The organism is Bacteroides sp. L10-4 (assembly GCF_013373675.1).
Taxonomy (GTDB): Bacteria; Bacteroidota; Bacteroidia; order Bacteroidales; family Bacteroidaceae; genus Bacteroides; species Bacteroides muris.
This window is the reverse complement of sequence record NZ_JABXJH010000002.1, coordinates 104632-118808: the sequence shown is the minus strand read 5'-3', so window position 1 is coordinate 118808 and position 14177 is coordinate 104632. Positions and strand designations below refer to the sequence as shown.

Annotated in this window: 16 protein-coding genes and 1 tRNA gene; 11 read left to right on the top strand and 6 right to left on the bottom strand. The window is 44.6% G+C overall.

From position 1 onward, the window contains the following. Nucleotides 1-4 precede the first annotated feature (4 nt). The 5 genes from HU824_RS01470 to HU824_RS01450 all read left to right on the top strand — a co-directional run bounded on the left by HU824_RS01470 (nt 5) and on the right by HU824_RS01450 (nt 5690). On the top strand, nt 5-277 hold the full coding sequence (locus HU824_RS01470; protein WP_176467833.1) for a hypothetical protein: 273 nt from the start codon (nt 5-7) through the stop codon (nt 275-277). Then, complete coding sequence (locus tag HU824_RS01465; protein WP_255260434.1) at nt 277-4491, top strand: hypothetical protein; 4215 nt, start codon at nt 277-279, stop codon at nt 4489-4491. Before HU824_RS01470 ends, HU824_RS01465 begins: the two co-directional genes overlap by 1 nt. A gap of 7 nt (nt 4492-4498) precedes the next feature. Beyond that, nucleotides 4499-4780, top strand: a complete 282-nt coding sequence (locus HU824_RS01460) for a hypothetical protein (protein WP_176467832.1) — start codon at nt 4499-4501, stop codon at nt 4778-4780. Nucleotides 4781-4784: 4 nt separating this feature from the next. Further along, nucleotides 4785-5228 carry a hypothetical protein gene (locus HU824_RS01455; protein ID WP_176467831.1) on the top strand — a complete coding sequence of 148 codons (444 nt, stop codon included), beginning with the start codon at nt 4785-4787 and terminating at the stop codon, nt 5226-5228. An 87-nt stretch (nt 5229-5315) separates the two neighbouring features. Beyond that, nucleotides 5316-5690 (top strand): pyocin knob domain-containing protein, encoded by a 375-nt coding sequence (locus HU824_RS01450; RefSeq protein ID WP_176467830.1) that lies wholly within the window; start codon nt 5316-5318, stop codon nt 5688-5690. Between the two features lie 115 nt (nt 5691-5805). Here the strand turns inward: HU824_RS01450 and HU824_RS01445 are convergent, their stop codons facing one another. Both HU824_RS01445 and HU824_RS01440 read right to left on the bottom strand, forming a co-directional pair. After that, a complete protein-coding gene (locus HU824_RS01445) occupies nt 5806-6333 on the bottom strand; it encodes a hypothetical protein (protein WP_176467829.1) in 528 nt (175 codons plus the stop codon). Between the two features lie 59 nt (nt 6334-6392). Beyond that, nucleotides 6393-6968 (bottom strand): hypothetical protein, encoded by a 576-nt coding sequence (locus HU824_RS01440; RefSeq protein WP_176467828.1) that lies wholly within the window; start codon nt 6966-6968, stop codon nt 6393-6395. A gap of 109 nt (nt 6969-7077) precedes the next feature. On the opposite strand from HU824_RS01440, the gene HU824_RS01435 reads away from it, so the two are divergent. The 6 genes from HU824_RS01435 to HU824_RS01410 all read left to right on the top strand — a co-directional run bounded on the left by HU824_RS01435 (nt 7078) and on the right by HU824_RS01410 (nt 10839). Next, nucleotides 7078-7689: a recombinase family protein gene (locus HU824_RS01435; protein ID WP_176467827.1), complete on the top strand. Its 612-nt coding sequence runs from the start codon at nt 7078-7080 to the stop codon at nt 7687-7689. Nucleotides 7690-7711: 22 nt separating this feature from the next. Next, the gene (locus HU824_RS01430) at nt 7712-8308 is read left to right on the top strand and encodes a master DNA invertase Mpi family serine-type recombinase (protein ID WP_176467826.1); all 597 of its coding nucleotides are present in this window, start codon (nt 7712-7714) and stop codon (nt 8306-8308) included. A gap of 163 nt (nt 8309-8471) precedes the next feature. After that, nucleotides 8472-9080: a hypothetical protein gene (locus tag HU824_RS01425; RefSeq protein ID WP_176467825.1), complete on the top strand. Its 609-nt coding sequence runs from the start codon at nt 8472-8474 to the stop codon at nt 9078-9080. A 418-nt stretch (nt 9081-9498) separates the two neighbouring features. After that, complete coding sequence (locus tag HU824_RS01420) at nt 9499-9840, top strand: hypothetical protein (protein ID WP_117652696.1); 342 nt, start codon at nt 9499-9501, stop codon at nt 9838-9840. 22 nt (nt 9841-9862) lie between these two features. Next, nucleotides 9863-10387: a glycoside hydrolase family 108 protein gene (locus HU824_RS01415; RefSeq protein WP_176467824.1), complete on the top strand. Its 525-nt coding sequence runs from the start codon at nt 9863-9865 to the stop codon at nt 10385-10387. After that, the gene (locus HU824_RS01410; protein WP_176467823.1) at nt 10384-10839 is read left to right on the top strand and encodes a DUF6808 domain-containing protein; all 456 of its coding nucleotides are present in this window, start codon (nt 10384-10386) and stop codon (nt 10837-10839) included. The genes HU824_RS01415 and HU824_RS01410 overlap by 4 nt, the downstream gene beginning before the upstream one ends. A 180-nt stretch (nt 10840-11019) precedes the next feature. Here HU824_RS01410 and HU824_RS01405 read toward each other — a convergent pair whose 3' ends face one another. The 4 genes from HU824_RS01405 to HU824_RS01390 all read right to left on the bottom strand — a co-directional run bounded on the left by HU824_RS01405 (nt 11020) and on the right by HU824_RS01390 (nt 13856). Next, nucleotides 11020-12186, bottom strand: a complete 1167-nt coding sequence (locus tag HU824_RS01405) for a site-specific integrase (protein ID WP_176467822.1) — start codon at nt 12184-12186, stop codon at nt 11020-11022. Nucleotides 12187-12315: 129 nt separating this feature from the next. After that, a tRNA-Trp gene (locus tag HU824_RS01400) sits at nt 12316-12388 on the bottom strand. A gap of 75 nt (nt 12389-12463) precedes the next feature. Beyond that, nucleotides 12464-13039 (bottom strand): uracil-DNA glycosylase family protein, encoded by a 576-nt coding sequence (locus HU824_RS01395; protein ID WP_136009439.1) that lies wholly within the window; start codon nt 13037-13039, stop codon nt 12464-12466. Between the two features lie 190 nt (nt 13040-13229). Next, the gene (locus HU824_RS01390) at nt 13230-13856 is read right to left on the bottom strand and encodes a hypothetical protein (RefSeq protein WP_176467821.1); all 627 of its coding nucleotides are present in this window, start codon (nt 13854-13856) and stop codon (nt 13230-13232) included. Between the last annotated feature and the right edge of the window lie 321 nt (nt 13857-14177).

Genomic DNA, 14177 nt, shown 5'->3' with positions numbered 1-14177 from the left:
CGGCATGAATGTATTCCAGGCAATAGATGAAATGAGGCAGTTGTCCTCCGAAGGAAAAAGCTTTTCTTTTTCTTTCATGAGTTATAGTTATGAGCGTCGCAAAAGCGATGGGGTCATAACGGTGAACAATGCACGTCTGCGTAAGCAGAGCCATAAAGAGAACAATAGGTTTGCTGATTATATGCTGAATTTTATCAATCTGGATACCATGGAATATGGCGTGTGCTGGCAGCCTCTATTGCTGTCTTTTAATGATAATGAACTTGAATTGGGCTGATGGATACCAAGTTTGAAAATATAGTACCTTGGAATGGCTCGAATGATACCGGGCGCGATGTTCGCTTAAAGTGGGAACGAAACTTTAAGCGCATAGCGGATGCCTTGAAGGAATTGTCTGATACGGATAAGCAGATTATAAAGGATATTTTAAAAGAAATAGATAAAATATTTCTGCATAAGGATAAAGAGGACGGCACTCCCTTCCCCATGACCTTCGGAGATTGGGTCAAGTTCGGCGAATTCCTCACCGGCATTTCCGGAGGGTGCATCGACAAGAACGGCATCCTTGAAATGGAAGAGGGCATTTTCCGCAAACGTCTGTTTGTTCCGGAAGTAGCCTATAACCGTGTGACCTATTTCAAAGGCAGGATGTGTGCCTCTCCCGGAGGTGGGTGTACGGTCAAGGAGTGGAGTGCCAACGGTGACGGTAGCTACACTATAACCCCGGATTTGACGGATGCTGACGGATTGAGCCAGTTTGTCGATGACATTCTGACCACCTACTTCGTCACCAAGAACGCCGAAGGCAAGCTGCAGGGTTTCGAGGAGATGAAATTCCGGGTGACCTCCGCAGACTATACAGCCAAGACATTCGTCATGACACCCAAGCCGGGTACTGACTGGAAGCCGGGGGAATCTATGGTACTTGCCCAGACGGGTAACTTTACGGACCCGGAACGGCAGACGTACATCCTGATTGATACGGTTAATGGCAACAACTGCATTACTTTCTTTGACCACGCCAATACCTGGGATGTCGAGCCGGCACAAGAGATGTCGTGGATTGGCAAGAAGAAAGGCCGTACCGTACATGGCATTCCGGCCGACAACTACTCGGCTGTTTTTCGCCACGTCATCATGTCCGGCAAGATATTCCAGGTGGATGACATCACCGGCGAGGCTTTCCGGGTACCGCTATTTAAAGGTACGTGGAAAAAGGGTGAGAAGTATGCCTATTATGATGAGGTGACGCATAACGGCAGCTCATGGATATGTGTCAATGAGAAAGGCACGTCTACAGAACCGGCAGACGGCAATGCCGACTGGCTGAAATATGCGGCAAAGGGAGAAAGCGGCAAGGGCATCAAGTCTACCGATGTGGAATACGCGATATCGGTGTCGAATGTCATTGCCCCGGTGGACGGTTGGCAGACCACCTCCCCAGAATGGGAAGCCGGCAAGTATATCTGGTCGCGGACGAAGATTGTCTATTCTGATGGCGAAGTCAAGTACACACAAGCGGCTTGTATCAGTGGTGGGCAGGGAGCTGACGGCAAGGGCATCAGGTCCATTACCGAAGAATACTACCTTTCCTCTTCATCGGCCACCACAACCGGAGGCGAGTGGCAGACTGACTCTCCGGCGTGGAAAAACGGATGGTATATCTGGACCCGGACAAGGATAGTCTTTACTGACGGTACTTCCACCACAACGAACGCCATCTGTGTGACTGGCAGCAAGGGTGCAGACGGTACAAGCATCACCAATTGCGGTGACTGGCAGACCGGTAAGCATATACCTTACATGGGTATTACCAGGATGGCCGGACGTGTGTTCCTCTGTATTGCTCCTGGTGGTACCGACAATCCTCCGATGTGGACTCAGACGACCAATGAGGGGAGACGCATCCTGCAGACGCAGAACGGTGGAAAGAGCTACGGATATACCATTACCGGAGACTTGAATACGGCTGAATATGAGCTGCTGGTGGAGAACGGCCAGGACGGGCGTGACGGCAGGGATTATGAGTGGATTTTTAAGCATACGACAGAGAACATAACACCTTCCACGCCAGCCACCTCGCAGGTGGATGACTATGTTCCGTCCGGCTGGCACGATGACCCGATTGGTGTCAGCGAGAGCCTGCCATACGAGTGGGCTTGCTGCCGGACTAAGAAGGACGGTGTATGGAGTGCGTTTTCACCGGCAGCCATCTGGGCCAAGTGGGGCTTTGACGGCGAGTCGGCCATTGTAGCCGATTTCGACAACGAGATGGAGAGTGTGGCGTTGACATACGAGGGAAAGACTGTTTCGCAGTCCGTGCTCAATACAACCGTCGGCATGTGGTATGGTACGAAGAAACTACAGCTCAAGTCCATCTCATGCGTGACCCCTGCCGGTGTCACGGAGAGCTACAATGTCAATACGGGTGTGATAGCGTTTACCGTGGCTTCCGGCATTTCGATGCCTGCACGTTCAGAGGTCAGGATAACCGTTACGGCTACGGTACAGGATACGGACATAAGCCGTGAGCTGGTATTCACCATTGCCGGGGTGCGTGCCGGTAATCCGGGCAGTGATGCGGTGCTCTATAGACTGGTGCCTTCCGTATCTTCGGTAAGCAAGCGGAAGGACGGCACTTACAGTGTGGCAAGCGTGTCATGTACACGTACCAAGTCGGTCGGTGGCAGTACAGCTGTTACGACTGACGGTGTGCTGAAATACAGTAAGGACGGTGGTTCGGAGGTCGAGATACAGAACGGCACGGCCATTTCCCCGAAGAACTTCACGACGCAGCTGCAGTTCGTGTTCTACGTGGGTGGGCAGGTCGTGGACCGGGAAACTATACCCATGGTTGTGGACGGTACCGACGGTAATCCTGGAAAACCGGGCGGTGACGGCGAATCCGTCAAGGCTGGCGGTGAGTGGCGCACGGCTAATACTCCATACAAAAAGCTCACCATCTGTACGATGGGGAGTCGCTCCTGGCTCTCAAAGGTTGAGACGTCGAATCCACCTCTATGGACTCAGACAACTCATGACGGGAGGCGAATCACTCAGACCCAGAACGGCGGCAAGTCCTACGGTTATATTATTACCGAAGAAGTGAACACCGACGAATGGGAACAACTGACATCAGACGGCGGCATGGTCTATCTCATCAGTACATGCAGCAATATACGGGTGAGCAGTGCCGGGTCTTTGGTGCCTTCAGCTTTCCGCGTCTATGCCAAGCGGACGCTTGGTAGCGCCACATTGACTTATCCGGACGGATATCTGGCTGCACGGGGGTACAGCAACGGGATATGGAGCGCCATCGCAGGGCCTTCGAGGGCTTCCGAGATTACGGTCAACGCTTCGGCAGGGTATTCCACTTTCTCGGTTCGCTGTTATCAGAGCCAGGCGGACGCTTCGGCATGGAATGACAGTTTTATAGCCGAGATATCAGTGGGTGTCAGCTATGACGGAGCAAGCGGACGAGACGCCAGCGAGCCGCGTCCGAGAGGTTTTTTCGCCAAAGGCAACACATATGTCTGGAATGAAGATTACCATGACATCGTACTGGCCACATTCAACAATCGCACCATCCCGTTTCGGGTACGGGCTTACGGTACGTCGGTCACTGTCGCACCTACCTCGATAGACGGTGATGCTAATTGGGAGGCGGCACAGCAGTATATGTTTGTGGCTATGGATATGGCTTTAATAAGAAAGATACGTGCCGATGAAATCTATGTGGATGATTTGGTGGTGCAGAATGTGTTGGCAAGGGATAAGAATGGAAATGTCACTTGTAGCATTGATGGTGAGACTGGAGAGGTGGATATTATCGGAAAAGTCAATGCCATTTCGGGTAAGATAGGCGGCTTTAAAATCTCCGGTACCAGTATTGTCACCGCTGAGGGCGCATACGATGGCGGTGCCGGAAACAACTCTTATTCCAATTCCAAGTTTTTCTTGCATGCGGATGGATACAGCTCTGCGTTCTTGGGTTTCAGTGCCACTAACAAATGGGTGGGCATCGGGCTGAACTGTATGCCTGCAACTTCCAATATGCAGGTGTTGGGACGTTTTGAAGATACCGGCACATCATCCTATACCTATAACAAGGCAGGGCTGTACATCTCAATAGCAGGGGCCAAAACCTATGATGACAGCAACGTTCATGGCAATAGCGCACTCTATATTCCCAAAGGGCATATTACCGGATTTCGCCGGAGGTTCAGAAGGGTTTCCACTTCCACGACATTGACCAATATGGACAGTGTCGTGAGACTGGTGAATACCGCTGAAATAACGGTTACTCTTCCGGCAGGATGCGAGGACGGTCAGGAGATATGGTTGTGTTCAGGAAACGAGAAAAAGGTGAATGTAACAGCTGCATCAGGAGATTCCATAACCGGTGATGGAGGCAGCTTCGCTACTAACCGGTGGCACATCTACATATATGATGCGCACAACAGAGATTGGGTTTACGGATATACAAATTGAAACTAATATGAAGAAGATTAATTTTGAAAGATTTGAGATTTACACTTCCATCAATCATAAGGAAGTGCTTGTGCAGGATTGCAGGGAAGGTTTCGCCAACATCATCTACCTGAACGGTAGTGGTGTGGCTTGCCATGCGCTGGCGATGAAGGTTTACAAGTCGGAAGGGGCAACGGAGTATTCTGACAAGGAGATTACCTTGATGAAGCAATTCGCGGAAAACTTCGGCAATCTGTCACTGCTTGATTCGTTCGACATGAATATAAAGGATAGTGCTACTAATGATTGATGATATGAAAGTATTTTATGAAAGCAAGTTAGCGAAATGGCTGCTGTGGCAGGGCTACAGCACCATCACATTGGGATGTTTCGTCTTCACCAAGAAAAGCAAGGAGGAGATGAAGCAGAGTACACTTAACCATGAGGCGATTCATGTGCGCCAATGGGAAGAATGTATGATTGCTTCGGCTGTGCTACTGACGGTAATCATGCTGTTTGCCGGGTTCAACTTATGGGTATATCTACTTTGCCCGTTGTGGTTCTACCTTCAGTATGGGTTGGAGTACGCAATATCCTACATGTATCACTTATGCCGTAACCGGTGTTGGGTGAATGTGGGTGATAAGGCTTACGGCAATTCCGCGTTTGAGATGGAAGCGGAAGCTAACGAAGAGGTAGACGGTTATCTTGATGTGAGAACTCCTTTTGAGTTCTTCAGATATTACGGAAAAATTTGATTTATAATTTACAAAACGAGACTAAAAACAAAATGTTAAATCGGGTAATATTTCCGTCCGGAAATTATGCCCCTTAAATGTAAGAATATGGCAGATAAGCAGGATATAGCAATGAATCAGTTCCAAGTGGTAACGGATGCACCGTATGTATATGTGGAACTGGCAGATGGTAGTCAGGGGAAGATTAAGAAGAGCAATTTGTTGAGTGAAATGTTTCAATATAGAGGAGACGTTTCTGATAATTATGACAATTTCATAGAGAATGGAATTTACCAGATATATTCCGGTCCAAATGTAACGAATGCTCCAGATGGTATATCCTTTGGCTTCCTATTGGTATTTAAAACCAAATTATATTTGGCTCAAATTGCCTTAGAAGTACGTCCCAGTAACATAGCGGTGAAGTTAAGAACCAATTCAGGACCTGCATGGTCTGGATGGAAGTCAGTAACTCTTACCTAATCTGACAGCTTTATTGTACCCTTCTATTTCTTTCCCTATCTTCTGCCTGTAAGCTTTTTATATTACCTGCTGGCAGAAGATTGGCAAAAAAACAGAAGACTTGATTTGCTCCGTATTAGAAAGCGACTTCCTTTACTGAGTAGCCTTCAGGAATGGTTTCGCCGACTTCTTCCGGAGTCTGCAACTTGAAATTCATCAAACATGATGCCGAAATATAGAAACTATTTTCGAGACTAGCACTGATATAAATGTCCAAGTAAGACACTAATGGAACTTTCCCGGATAATACTCGAGCTTTACTCACAGATAGCATTGAGGAGGAAGCTAATTTTGCTATAAAAGAACGGCTAGAATAACCTTCCGCAAAAGAGTAAAACAAGACTGTGCAGGGATTGTAATTATTGAATCTATTTCCTATATTGAATATTCCAGAACAAGGATAACTACCATCTCTACCCACTGCAATACGGTACCATTTACCTTTAATTAACGCACCGCTACTAATAAATTGTCCTCCTGTATTCGGATGAGGGAGATTGTTCGGGTTTATCAGTACACTGTTTTTACCTTTCATTCCCCTCACATAGTCCACGCTGCTGGTTACAGTCATTTGGTCTTCTCTAATATCTTGCTTCTCTGCCATAATATTGCACATTTAATGGGCAAGAGATTGGAAAGAAAAATGAACAGCCTAATAAAGACTTATGAAATGGAAATTTTCTTTTCCTTGGCATGAGAACCAACAACATATTCTGCGGCTACCGCTTTCATAGAAATAATCTGGTTGGCGTTTCCAGCAACATTAGATATGGCATACAGCATGAGATAGCCACCGGAATGGTTATCCCTCATGCTGTTTATATAAAAACTGAAAGTATTGTCATCATCAACGTAACATATAACATAGTTACATATTGATAAAAAGTAATTTTCTTTGGAAAGATCACCATTAGAAAAATTGTTATCCCAAAACTTAATGTTAACAGAGAAATTTTCATTACCCATATGATTTTGGTTAAAACCTATAGAACATTGTAACCGTATGGCACAATATTGCGCCACACTTATTTTAGTTTTAACGATGAAGCCTTTTACTTTGTCAATAAAAGGAGTAGGATACAATTTTGGAAATATGCCTCCTATTAATGTATTCATAATATTTACCAAATCACTCTTCTTAATCTTAACCTGTGAACCATTAGATGACTCTGCATAGATGTACGCTACATCCGTTACTGTCTGGAACTGGTTCATCGGTATATCTTGTTTCTCTGCCATAACTATTACACATTTAATGGGCGAATCCTCCGGATTATGAAAACTTTATGTTCGATGCTTTATTAATTGCAGATAAATTCTTACTTTTAAAGGAGAAAAACAGAAGGCTATGAATTACGGTTATATCAGAGTGAGCAGTGAGAAACAGACCGTTGAAAACCAGCGGTACGAGATAACTGAATACTGCAAGCGCAAGGGGCTCATCATAGATAAATGGATTGAAGAGAGTGTGTCTGGTGCCAGGCATCCCAATGTGCGGAAATTAGGCAAGATACTGAATACGATAGACCAAGGCGATACCATATATGTTACGGAACTTTCAAGGCTTGGACGCTGTGCGTATATGGTTATAGCTATCATATCTCATTGTCTGATTGCCAAAGCCAATATTGTGGAAATCCGTGATGACAAGCTTATTAAAGATGATTCAGATTCTGTGCAAGATACGTTTTTAAAGGTCTTATTTGCTCAAAGGGAGCGAGAAGATATATCAAGGAGAACCAAAGCCGGACTTGCCAGGAGGGTAGCCATGGGGATGAAGCTTGGACGAAAACCTGGTGTTCAGAATTCCCATTATAAATTGACTGGAAAAGAGCGGTTAATAAAAAAGATGTTTGAATACGGTTATTCAAAAGCTGCCATCTGCAGAAGGCTACAATGCAATCCGGTTACTTTGGATAGGCACCTTATCAGAATGTGTTATTTTCTGCCATGCCGTTGAGTTGCATATCTTTGCGTAAAAAATGATTTACGCATACATTAGAGTATCAACAGACAAACAAACAGTTGAGAACCAACGCTTCGAAATCGAGAAGTTTGCCCGTGTCAGAGAATTAAATATTGATAAGTGGATATCGGAAACGGTATCCGGAACCAAGTCCGTTCAAAAGCGAAAATTGGGTCCACTTATTAAGAAACTGAAAAAAGGTGATACGCTTATAGCTTCTGAAATAAGTAGGCTTGGTCGCCGTTTAATGGAAGTTATGTCAATCCTCAATACACTTATGCAAAAGAAAATCACGGTTCTAACCGTAAAAGAAAAATATGAATTGGGCAATAACATTCAATCTCAAATACTTGCTTTCGCCTTCTCCCTATCTGCCCAGATAGAGAGAGACCTGATAAGCCAACGGACCAAAGAAGGCCTTGCCAGGCGTGTTGCCGAAGGGCAGAAGCTTGGCCGACATAAGGGTGGACATAATTCGCACTATAAGCTTACTGGTAAAGAAGGGTTGATTAAAACTATGCTTGAATACGGATATTCGAAGGCTGCTATCTGTCGTAAGCTTAAATGCAATCCTAAAACATTGGATGACCATTTGCGAAGAATGGAAGTCTAAAATTAGGAAATACCGAACTCTGTTTCTATATTTGTAATCCCCGAAACAATAGAAACAACATGAATCCTCTATGAAGGAGTGTAACCCGTAGTCAGTCGGGTTCCGGTATCTATGCCGGTGGGGACACTTCTTTATAGGGGATTCGCCATTTTTTATTAATACTATGAGAAAGAATTTTGCTATTGCAATATGTGGAATTTTCGCCATAATCTGCGTAGGTAGTGCTATTGGAATGTTTTATGTTAAGACAGAGCCAATGAATATTGATTTGATGGCTGCATTGGTAGGTGTGTTATCGATATTGGTAACGGTATTAATAGGCTTTCAAATAGCCAATTATTTCTTTGCAAAGGATTATCTTCTCAAAGTCATTAATGAAAAGGTTGATGCGAAATTGGGAAAGATAACGCATACAATCAAGGGATATTCTTTGTATGCGAGGGATAAGTTTTATTTTCATTCATTCTATATTAATGCTTTCGACCTATATATGGAAGCTTTAAACGAAGTTGTTATAGGCGGTGATGCAGAATCAATAGATTACATTGCAAGCAAAGTTATTATGGTTATAGAAGAAATGGAGAAACAGAATAAGTGCTACATTATGACGATGTATAAATTGAAGTATATTAAAATTGCAAATAAGCTGAAAGGAGAAAACTGCAATAGGATATTAAATTTCATCTTAGAGGCTGGAGGTGTAGATGGAGACGGCAGCACTTTTATTTATCCACCTCAGACTCCTCAAATTCAGAAGGATGAGGGAAAATAAAAGTAGCTCCGCTATCAACAAGTATTTTGGCTATAAGCCTGCATATTCCTATGAATAATGCGAGTCCTCCAACTGTCAATAGTGTTATTAAAGAAATATTAGCAAAATCTGTCATTGTAAAACTAACCATAACCTTTTCCTTTCCACAAAGATAGGGAAATATTCCTTATCTAATGCTTTGATTTACACAAAATAACACCTATCTTTGCATATAATCAAGAGCTTGGTGGCAACTTACGTTGTCATCGAGCTCTTTTTTTATGTCCTTTTTCGAGGCTGTGGAAGCAATTACTTTTGCTGTCACGGAATGTCAGTGGAAAATTGTAATTCAACAACTTGTTTGATTTCGTCTGATGTACATTTGTGCGGTGTCGGACAAAGATATGGTTATTAGTAGATTATTAAATGAATTGGTGAAATGGATATGAATGATTGGGTTATGTTGGTAACCGCACTCGGTGGCATCGAGGGCATCAAGCAGCTTATCAAGTGGTGGATGTCCCGTAAGACCAACGCGCGTATTGAGGATGCCCATGCGGATGTCGAGGAGTTCAAGGCATTACGGGAGTACAACGAGTTCCTTCAGAAGCAGCTTTCGGAGAAGGAACAGCGGTTTGTGGAGCAGACTGACCGGCTCCGTAAGGCACAGGATGAGCTGTTTACACTGAAGGAGACTAATTCTGACCTGAAACTGGAACTGGCACTGAAACGGTGTGAGAGAAAGAAGTGCGGTGATAGAGAACCGCAAAATGGGTATTAATTGAATAAGGAGGAAAATTGAAATGGCGAATGTGTATAAATTAGCGCCGTGGATTCTCAAATGGGAAGGCGGTTTCGTGAATGACCCGGCAGACCTTGGAGGCGCAACGAACATGGGAGTGACTATCGGTACGTGGAAGTCATGCGGCTATGACAAGGACGGTGACGGTGATATAGACGTGGATGACCTGCGTCTGCTTACCCGTGAGGATGTCGTTAACCGGGTGCTAAAGCCGCATTATTGGGATAGGTGGAAGGCAGATTTGATAACGAGCCAGTCTGTGGCGAATATCCTTGTCGATTGGGTGTGGGCATCCGGTACGCATGGAATAAAGATTCCTCAACGTTTGCTTGGTGTTACTGTGGATGGAATAGTAGGTCCTAAGACACTTGCTGCGGTGAATGCCAGGAACCCGCGTGAGTTGTTCGACATGATTAAGATTGCACGGTTTGACTTCATCGAGGATATATGCCGTTCTCGTCCGGCGAACAATAAATTTAAGAGAGGCTGGATGAACCGTATAAACGATTTAAGGTTCGAGGAATGAAAAAGTTACCGTGGATATTGATTGTACTGCTGGCAATTGCTTGTGTGACGGCTTGGTTCCGTCCGCATGAGCAGCCTCCGGCTGAAGTTCGTGTAGAGACGAAGATAAAGACGGTTGTCAAAGTAGATACGATGCTTATCTCTGCACCGATGGCTGTGTTCTGGCGTTTCGTGCCGGATGATACGACACGGATAGGTGATACCTTGCTCCGTCGTAAACAAGTGGTATATAGAGACAGTTCGTATCGTGCTGTGGTAGGTGGGTATGTAGACCCTCGGCTGGATAGTATGGTGGTGTATCCGAAGACTGTGTATCAGACGGTGACGAATGATATCTATCATACCATCAAGGTAAAGGATAAGCGTAGGTGGGGACTTGGCTTGCAGGCTGGGTATGGCCCGGGTGGATGGTATGTCGGTGCCGGAGTGAGCTATAATTTGTTTATGTGGTAGCATATAGCTATATTTGTCCACGTAGAAAGTTGTACTTATCGGCGGATAGGTGTATGCCCTGGCTGGTAGCGGTCGGGGCTTTTTATTCTTGGAGTATATAATCGACGCGTCTCGTATATTCATACCAATATCTGGCGGTTGAAGGAAGCTGTGGAAGGAGTGGCTGAATAAGCCGCTCCTTTATAGTTCTCCGACAAAGTGTTTTGTTTCTTCATGTACTGTCAGAGAACTTCCTTTCAAATATTTGTTTGTCGTTGATATATCAGCATGCCTTGCCTGATCACGGGCAACTACTATACCGGCAGAGTTAGCTAAGTCACGGATTCCGGAATCTTTGAAACTGTAAAATAAATAGGTATCCGGTAACTTTAGAACTGAACGGAGCTTATAGAATCTGTCTCTAATCACTCGGGTAGTAATCTTTTTATAACCAGGTTTGAAGCCTTTACTGAATAAATAGCAGTTGGTGTCGTTATCGAATATATGTAAATCAATCATTTGTTTTATTATTTCATCATTCAATCCGACCATGCCATCTCGTCGATTTTTAGAGATGTTTGATGCTACAAGTATCTTTTGCTCCTTTAGGTTTATATCGCATAGCTTAATGTTTGTCAGTTCTTCTGGACGAATAAACGTGTAATACTCCATTCGGCAGACAAGAAGATAATAAGGGTCATTTTCTGACAGATATTTAGTGATTCGCTTTAAATCCTCCGGAGAGATTGCAGTGCGTTTTTTATCTTCTTCCTTGAGTGATTTTATATGTTCGCACGGGTTAGTTTCCATATATTGTTTTTCGACTAACCATGAGCAGAATGATGAGAGCCATATCTTATAATTGTTTCGGGTACGGGCGCTTGAATCACGGTCAAGTAGGAGATAGTCCAGGAAATCACTAATATAGGTTAGGTTGAATTGGTAAATGTACATGATTGGCAAGGTGTGGTTTTGCATATAATCACAGAGTACACGTAGTCTCTTATTGTAGTCTGTGAATGTATTGGGTTTGATGCTGCCGGCTTTTTGCAGTTTATCAAGGTATTTTGCATACATCTTAATCACATCTTCCACTTTTGCATATTGGCGAGAATTAGATAAATCTGCCCATGGGTTCCATCCGGAACGAAGTCTGGCGGTAACAGTTGCAATAATATCAGCAGCTCTTTTTCTACGTTCGGTGATTTTGCTTATTCCATCCAGCATATATTTCTTGCGCTTCATCTTTTGTTCTGCTGGGTCGTATGCGGTGAAATCCACATACCAGTTCTTGCCAGTATGGAGGGTGGGTAACGTATAGCTTACTATGGTTGCTAAGGAAGAACCTTTTCTTTTTTTAGAAAACATTTTTTTCTACGTTTTTCAAGTATGAAAACGTAGGATGTTAGACAATCAAGAATTAAATCTGTCCGACTTTCGTCCGACCTAAACGGATAAAACCGCTGTAAATTCGTGATTTACAACGGTTCGTTGTTGCACGGGAGGAGAGGCTCGAACTCCCGACACCCGGTTTTGGAGACCGGTGCTCTACCAACTGAGCTACTCCCGTGTTTGCGGCTGCAAAGGTAATGTAAACTTTCAAATATACAAGTAATATACGTACTTATTTTATAAAGAAAGTTGCTTATAGCATCTGTAAGTCCTGATACATAATGCGATAGGCAGCTGCCTTTTTTTCCAGTGCCAGCGGGTAGGCTCTCGAGGAAGAAGGCATCCGGTAGAGACGCATCGGATGGTTTTCAAAAAGAAACTCTGTGAAGTCTCCTACTTTGGGTTTGTCGATGGAGAACTGTGTGCACAGCGTATCCGTCGCCTTCTCGCCGGTGGTGACGATAGCCTTGCATTGAGGTATCCGGTGTAGCAGGGCAGGGATGTCCGTGGGTTGCACCACTTCCAGAAACTTATCCGAGGCGTTGTCTTGCAGGCGCCGTATGGCAGAGGCTGTGTCGAACAAGGCAATACCTTTTTCCTGCAGGAAACTGATGAGGCGTGCTTTGCAGAAAGCCTTCTTCGTCTTGTCTACAAAATAATCCTTGTCATTGAAGAAAAGTAATCCGGTAATCCTCCACATGTCATTGTTCCAGTTGGGATAGTAAAACTCCATGGACCACCGTTTTTTCTGCGGAGGAAAACTTCCCAGCATCAGCAGACGGGCATTGCCGGGAAGGAAGGGTTCTAAAGGGTGTTGTTCTATTTCCATACTTTCCAATCGTCTTGCCTTTCGTATAGTTCCGGATGATGGCATATTCTTCGGCGTCTTCTCCCATGGCTTGCAGTTGGTGGAGGCAGGAGGCTTTGGTTGTCAATGAACCAGCCAGCCGCCAGCCGGCGGCATTAGGCTTGCCGGACTCCACCATATTCTACTGTTTCCAGTTAGAATTCTTATTCTTTTATTTCTCTTCGTTGGCTTTCTGTTTCGGTTCCTTTTTGGCCAGCATCACTACGTTGTAAACGTACTCGGTCATCCATTGTTCCGAATATCCCAGACGCTCTTTGTACTGGCGTACTGCCGATGCCGTCTTGTGTACATCGTCCTTTTTCCATACGGTTTTTGTGCAGACATCGTGTACGGTTTTTTCGGTCATGCTGCGCAGTGCTCCCTTGAAGATGGAAGGCATGCGGAATTTCCACTGCATCAGGTTTCCCATCAGCATCATAAGATCATTGGAGAAGCCCTGATACATGAAGAGGTAGCCTTGTACGTCATTTTGTGTACGACAGTGCTTTTTGACAGAAGTGTCAATTTCCTTGAAGAAGTTTTCACTGATACCGTAGTCCTGCATCAGCATTTTGCGCGAAGCGGCCTTTTCCGCTTGTCCCAAGCGTCCTCCCTGCGTGGGGATTTTGAACAGACGCTTGAAATTGGCTACATCCGGCACAAAGCGGATGTTGGTGATGCCCAGATTGGCGGCTATTACAGACTGGAAGTAGACGCGTGTCAGTGACACGAAATCTTCTACATTCTTCGAAGATACTTCTTCGGTATTCTTGTTGAATAGTTTGGCAAATAAACTCATATCAAATTACGAATTATTGATTACAATTTACAAAATCGCAGGTCATCCGGCGGTTTCGGCTGCAAAAGTACGAAATAAGTTGGTTATCACCAGCACTCTATGTCTTTTTCTACCTCTTTCAGGCAGTTCTTGGTGAAAACGGGGTCTTGGATATCGGTGCTTTTCTGTGCGCGGTAGTCTTAAGGCAGCCTGAAAGCATATTTTCCGATTATCCCAACAGCAGGGCGATGAGGATGTAGATCCGGAGCAGGTCGTTTATCAGATTTATTATTCGCATCAATGTATATATACAGTAATCTATTTGCAGTAAAAAACCTGCAC

Bases quoted from the DNA above. Each gene is read 5' to 3' on its own strand.
- HU824_RS01445 (WP_176467829.1), bottom strand. From the start codon at position 6,333: ATGGCAGAGAAGCAAGATATTAGAGAAGACCAAATGACTGTAACCAGC.
- HU824_RS01390 (WP_176467821.1), bottom strand. From the start codon at position 13,856: ATGAGTTTATTTGCCAAACTATTCAACAAGAATACCGAAGAAGTATCT.
- HU824_RS01450 (WP_176467830.1), top strand. From the start codon at position 5,316: ATGGCAGATAAGCAGGATATAGCAATGAATCAGTTCCAAGTGGTAACG.
- HU824_RS01470 (WP_176467833.1), top strand. From the start codon at position 5: ATGAATGTATTCCAGGCAATAGATGAAATGAGGCAGTTGTCCTCCGAA.
- HU824_RS01415 (WP_176467824.1), top strand. From the start codon at position 9,863: ATGGCGAATGTGTATAAATTAGCGCCGTGGATTCTCAAATGGGAAGGC.
- HU824_RS01465 (WP_255260434.1), top strand. From the start codon at position 277: ATGGATACCAAGTTTGAAAATATAGTACCTTGGAATGGCTCGAATGAT.
- HU824_RS01455 (WP_176467831.1), top strand. From the start codon at position 4,785: ATGAAAGTATTTTATGAAAGCAAGTTAGCGAAATGGCTGCTGTGGCAG.
- HU824_RS01410 (WP_176467823.1), top strand. From the start codon at position 10,384: ATGAAAAAGTTACCGTGGATATTGATTGTACTGCTGGCAATTGCTTGT.
- HU824_RS01460 (WP_176467832.1), top strand. From the start codon at position 4,499: ATGAAGAAGATTAATTTTGAAAGATTTGAGATTTACACTTCCATCAAT.
- HU824_RS01425 (WP_176467825.1), top strand. From the start codon at position 8,472: ATGAGAAAGAATTTTGCTATTGCAATATGTGGAATTTTCGCCATAATC.
- HU824_RS01395 (WP_136009439.1), bottom strand. From the start codon at position 13,039: ATGGAAATAGAACAACACCCTTTAGAACCCTTCCTTCCCGGCAATGCC.
- HU824_RS01440 (WP_176467828.1), bottom strand. From the start codon at position 6,968: ATGGCAGAGAAACAAGATATACCGATGAACCAGTTCCAGACAGTAACG.
- HU824_RS01430 (WP_176467826.1), top strand. From the start codon at position 7,712: ATGATTTACGCATACATTAGAGTATCAACAGACAAACAAACAGTTGAG.
- HU824_RS01405 (WP_176467822.1), bottom strand. From the start codon at position 12,186: ATGTTTTCTAAAAAAAGAAAAGGTTCTTCCTTAGCAACCATAGTAAGC.
- HU824_RS01435 (WP_176467827.1), top strand. From the start codon at position 7,078: ATGAATTACGGTTATATCAGAGTGAGCAGTGAGAAACAGACCGTTGAA.
- HU824_RS01420 (WP_117652696.1), top strand. From the start codon at position 9,499: ATGGATATGAATGATTGGGTTATGTTGGTAACCGCACTCGGTGGCATC.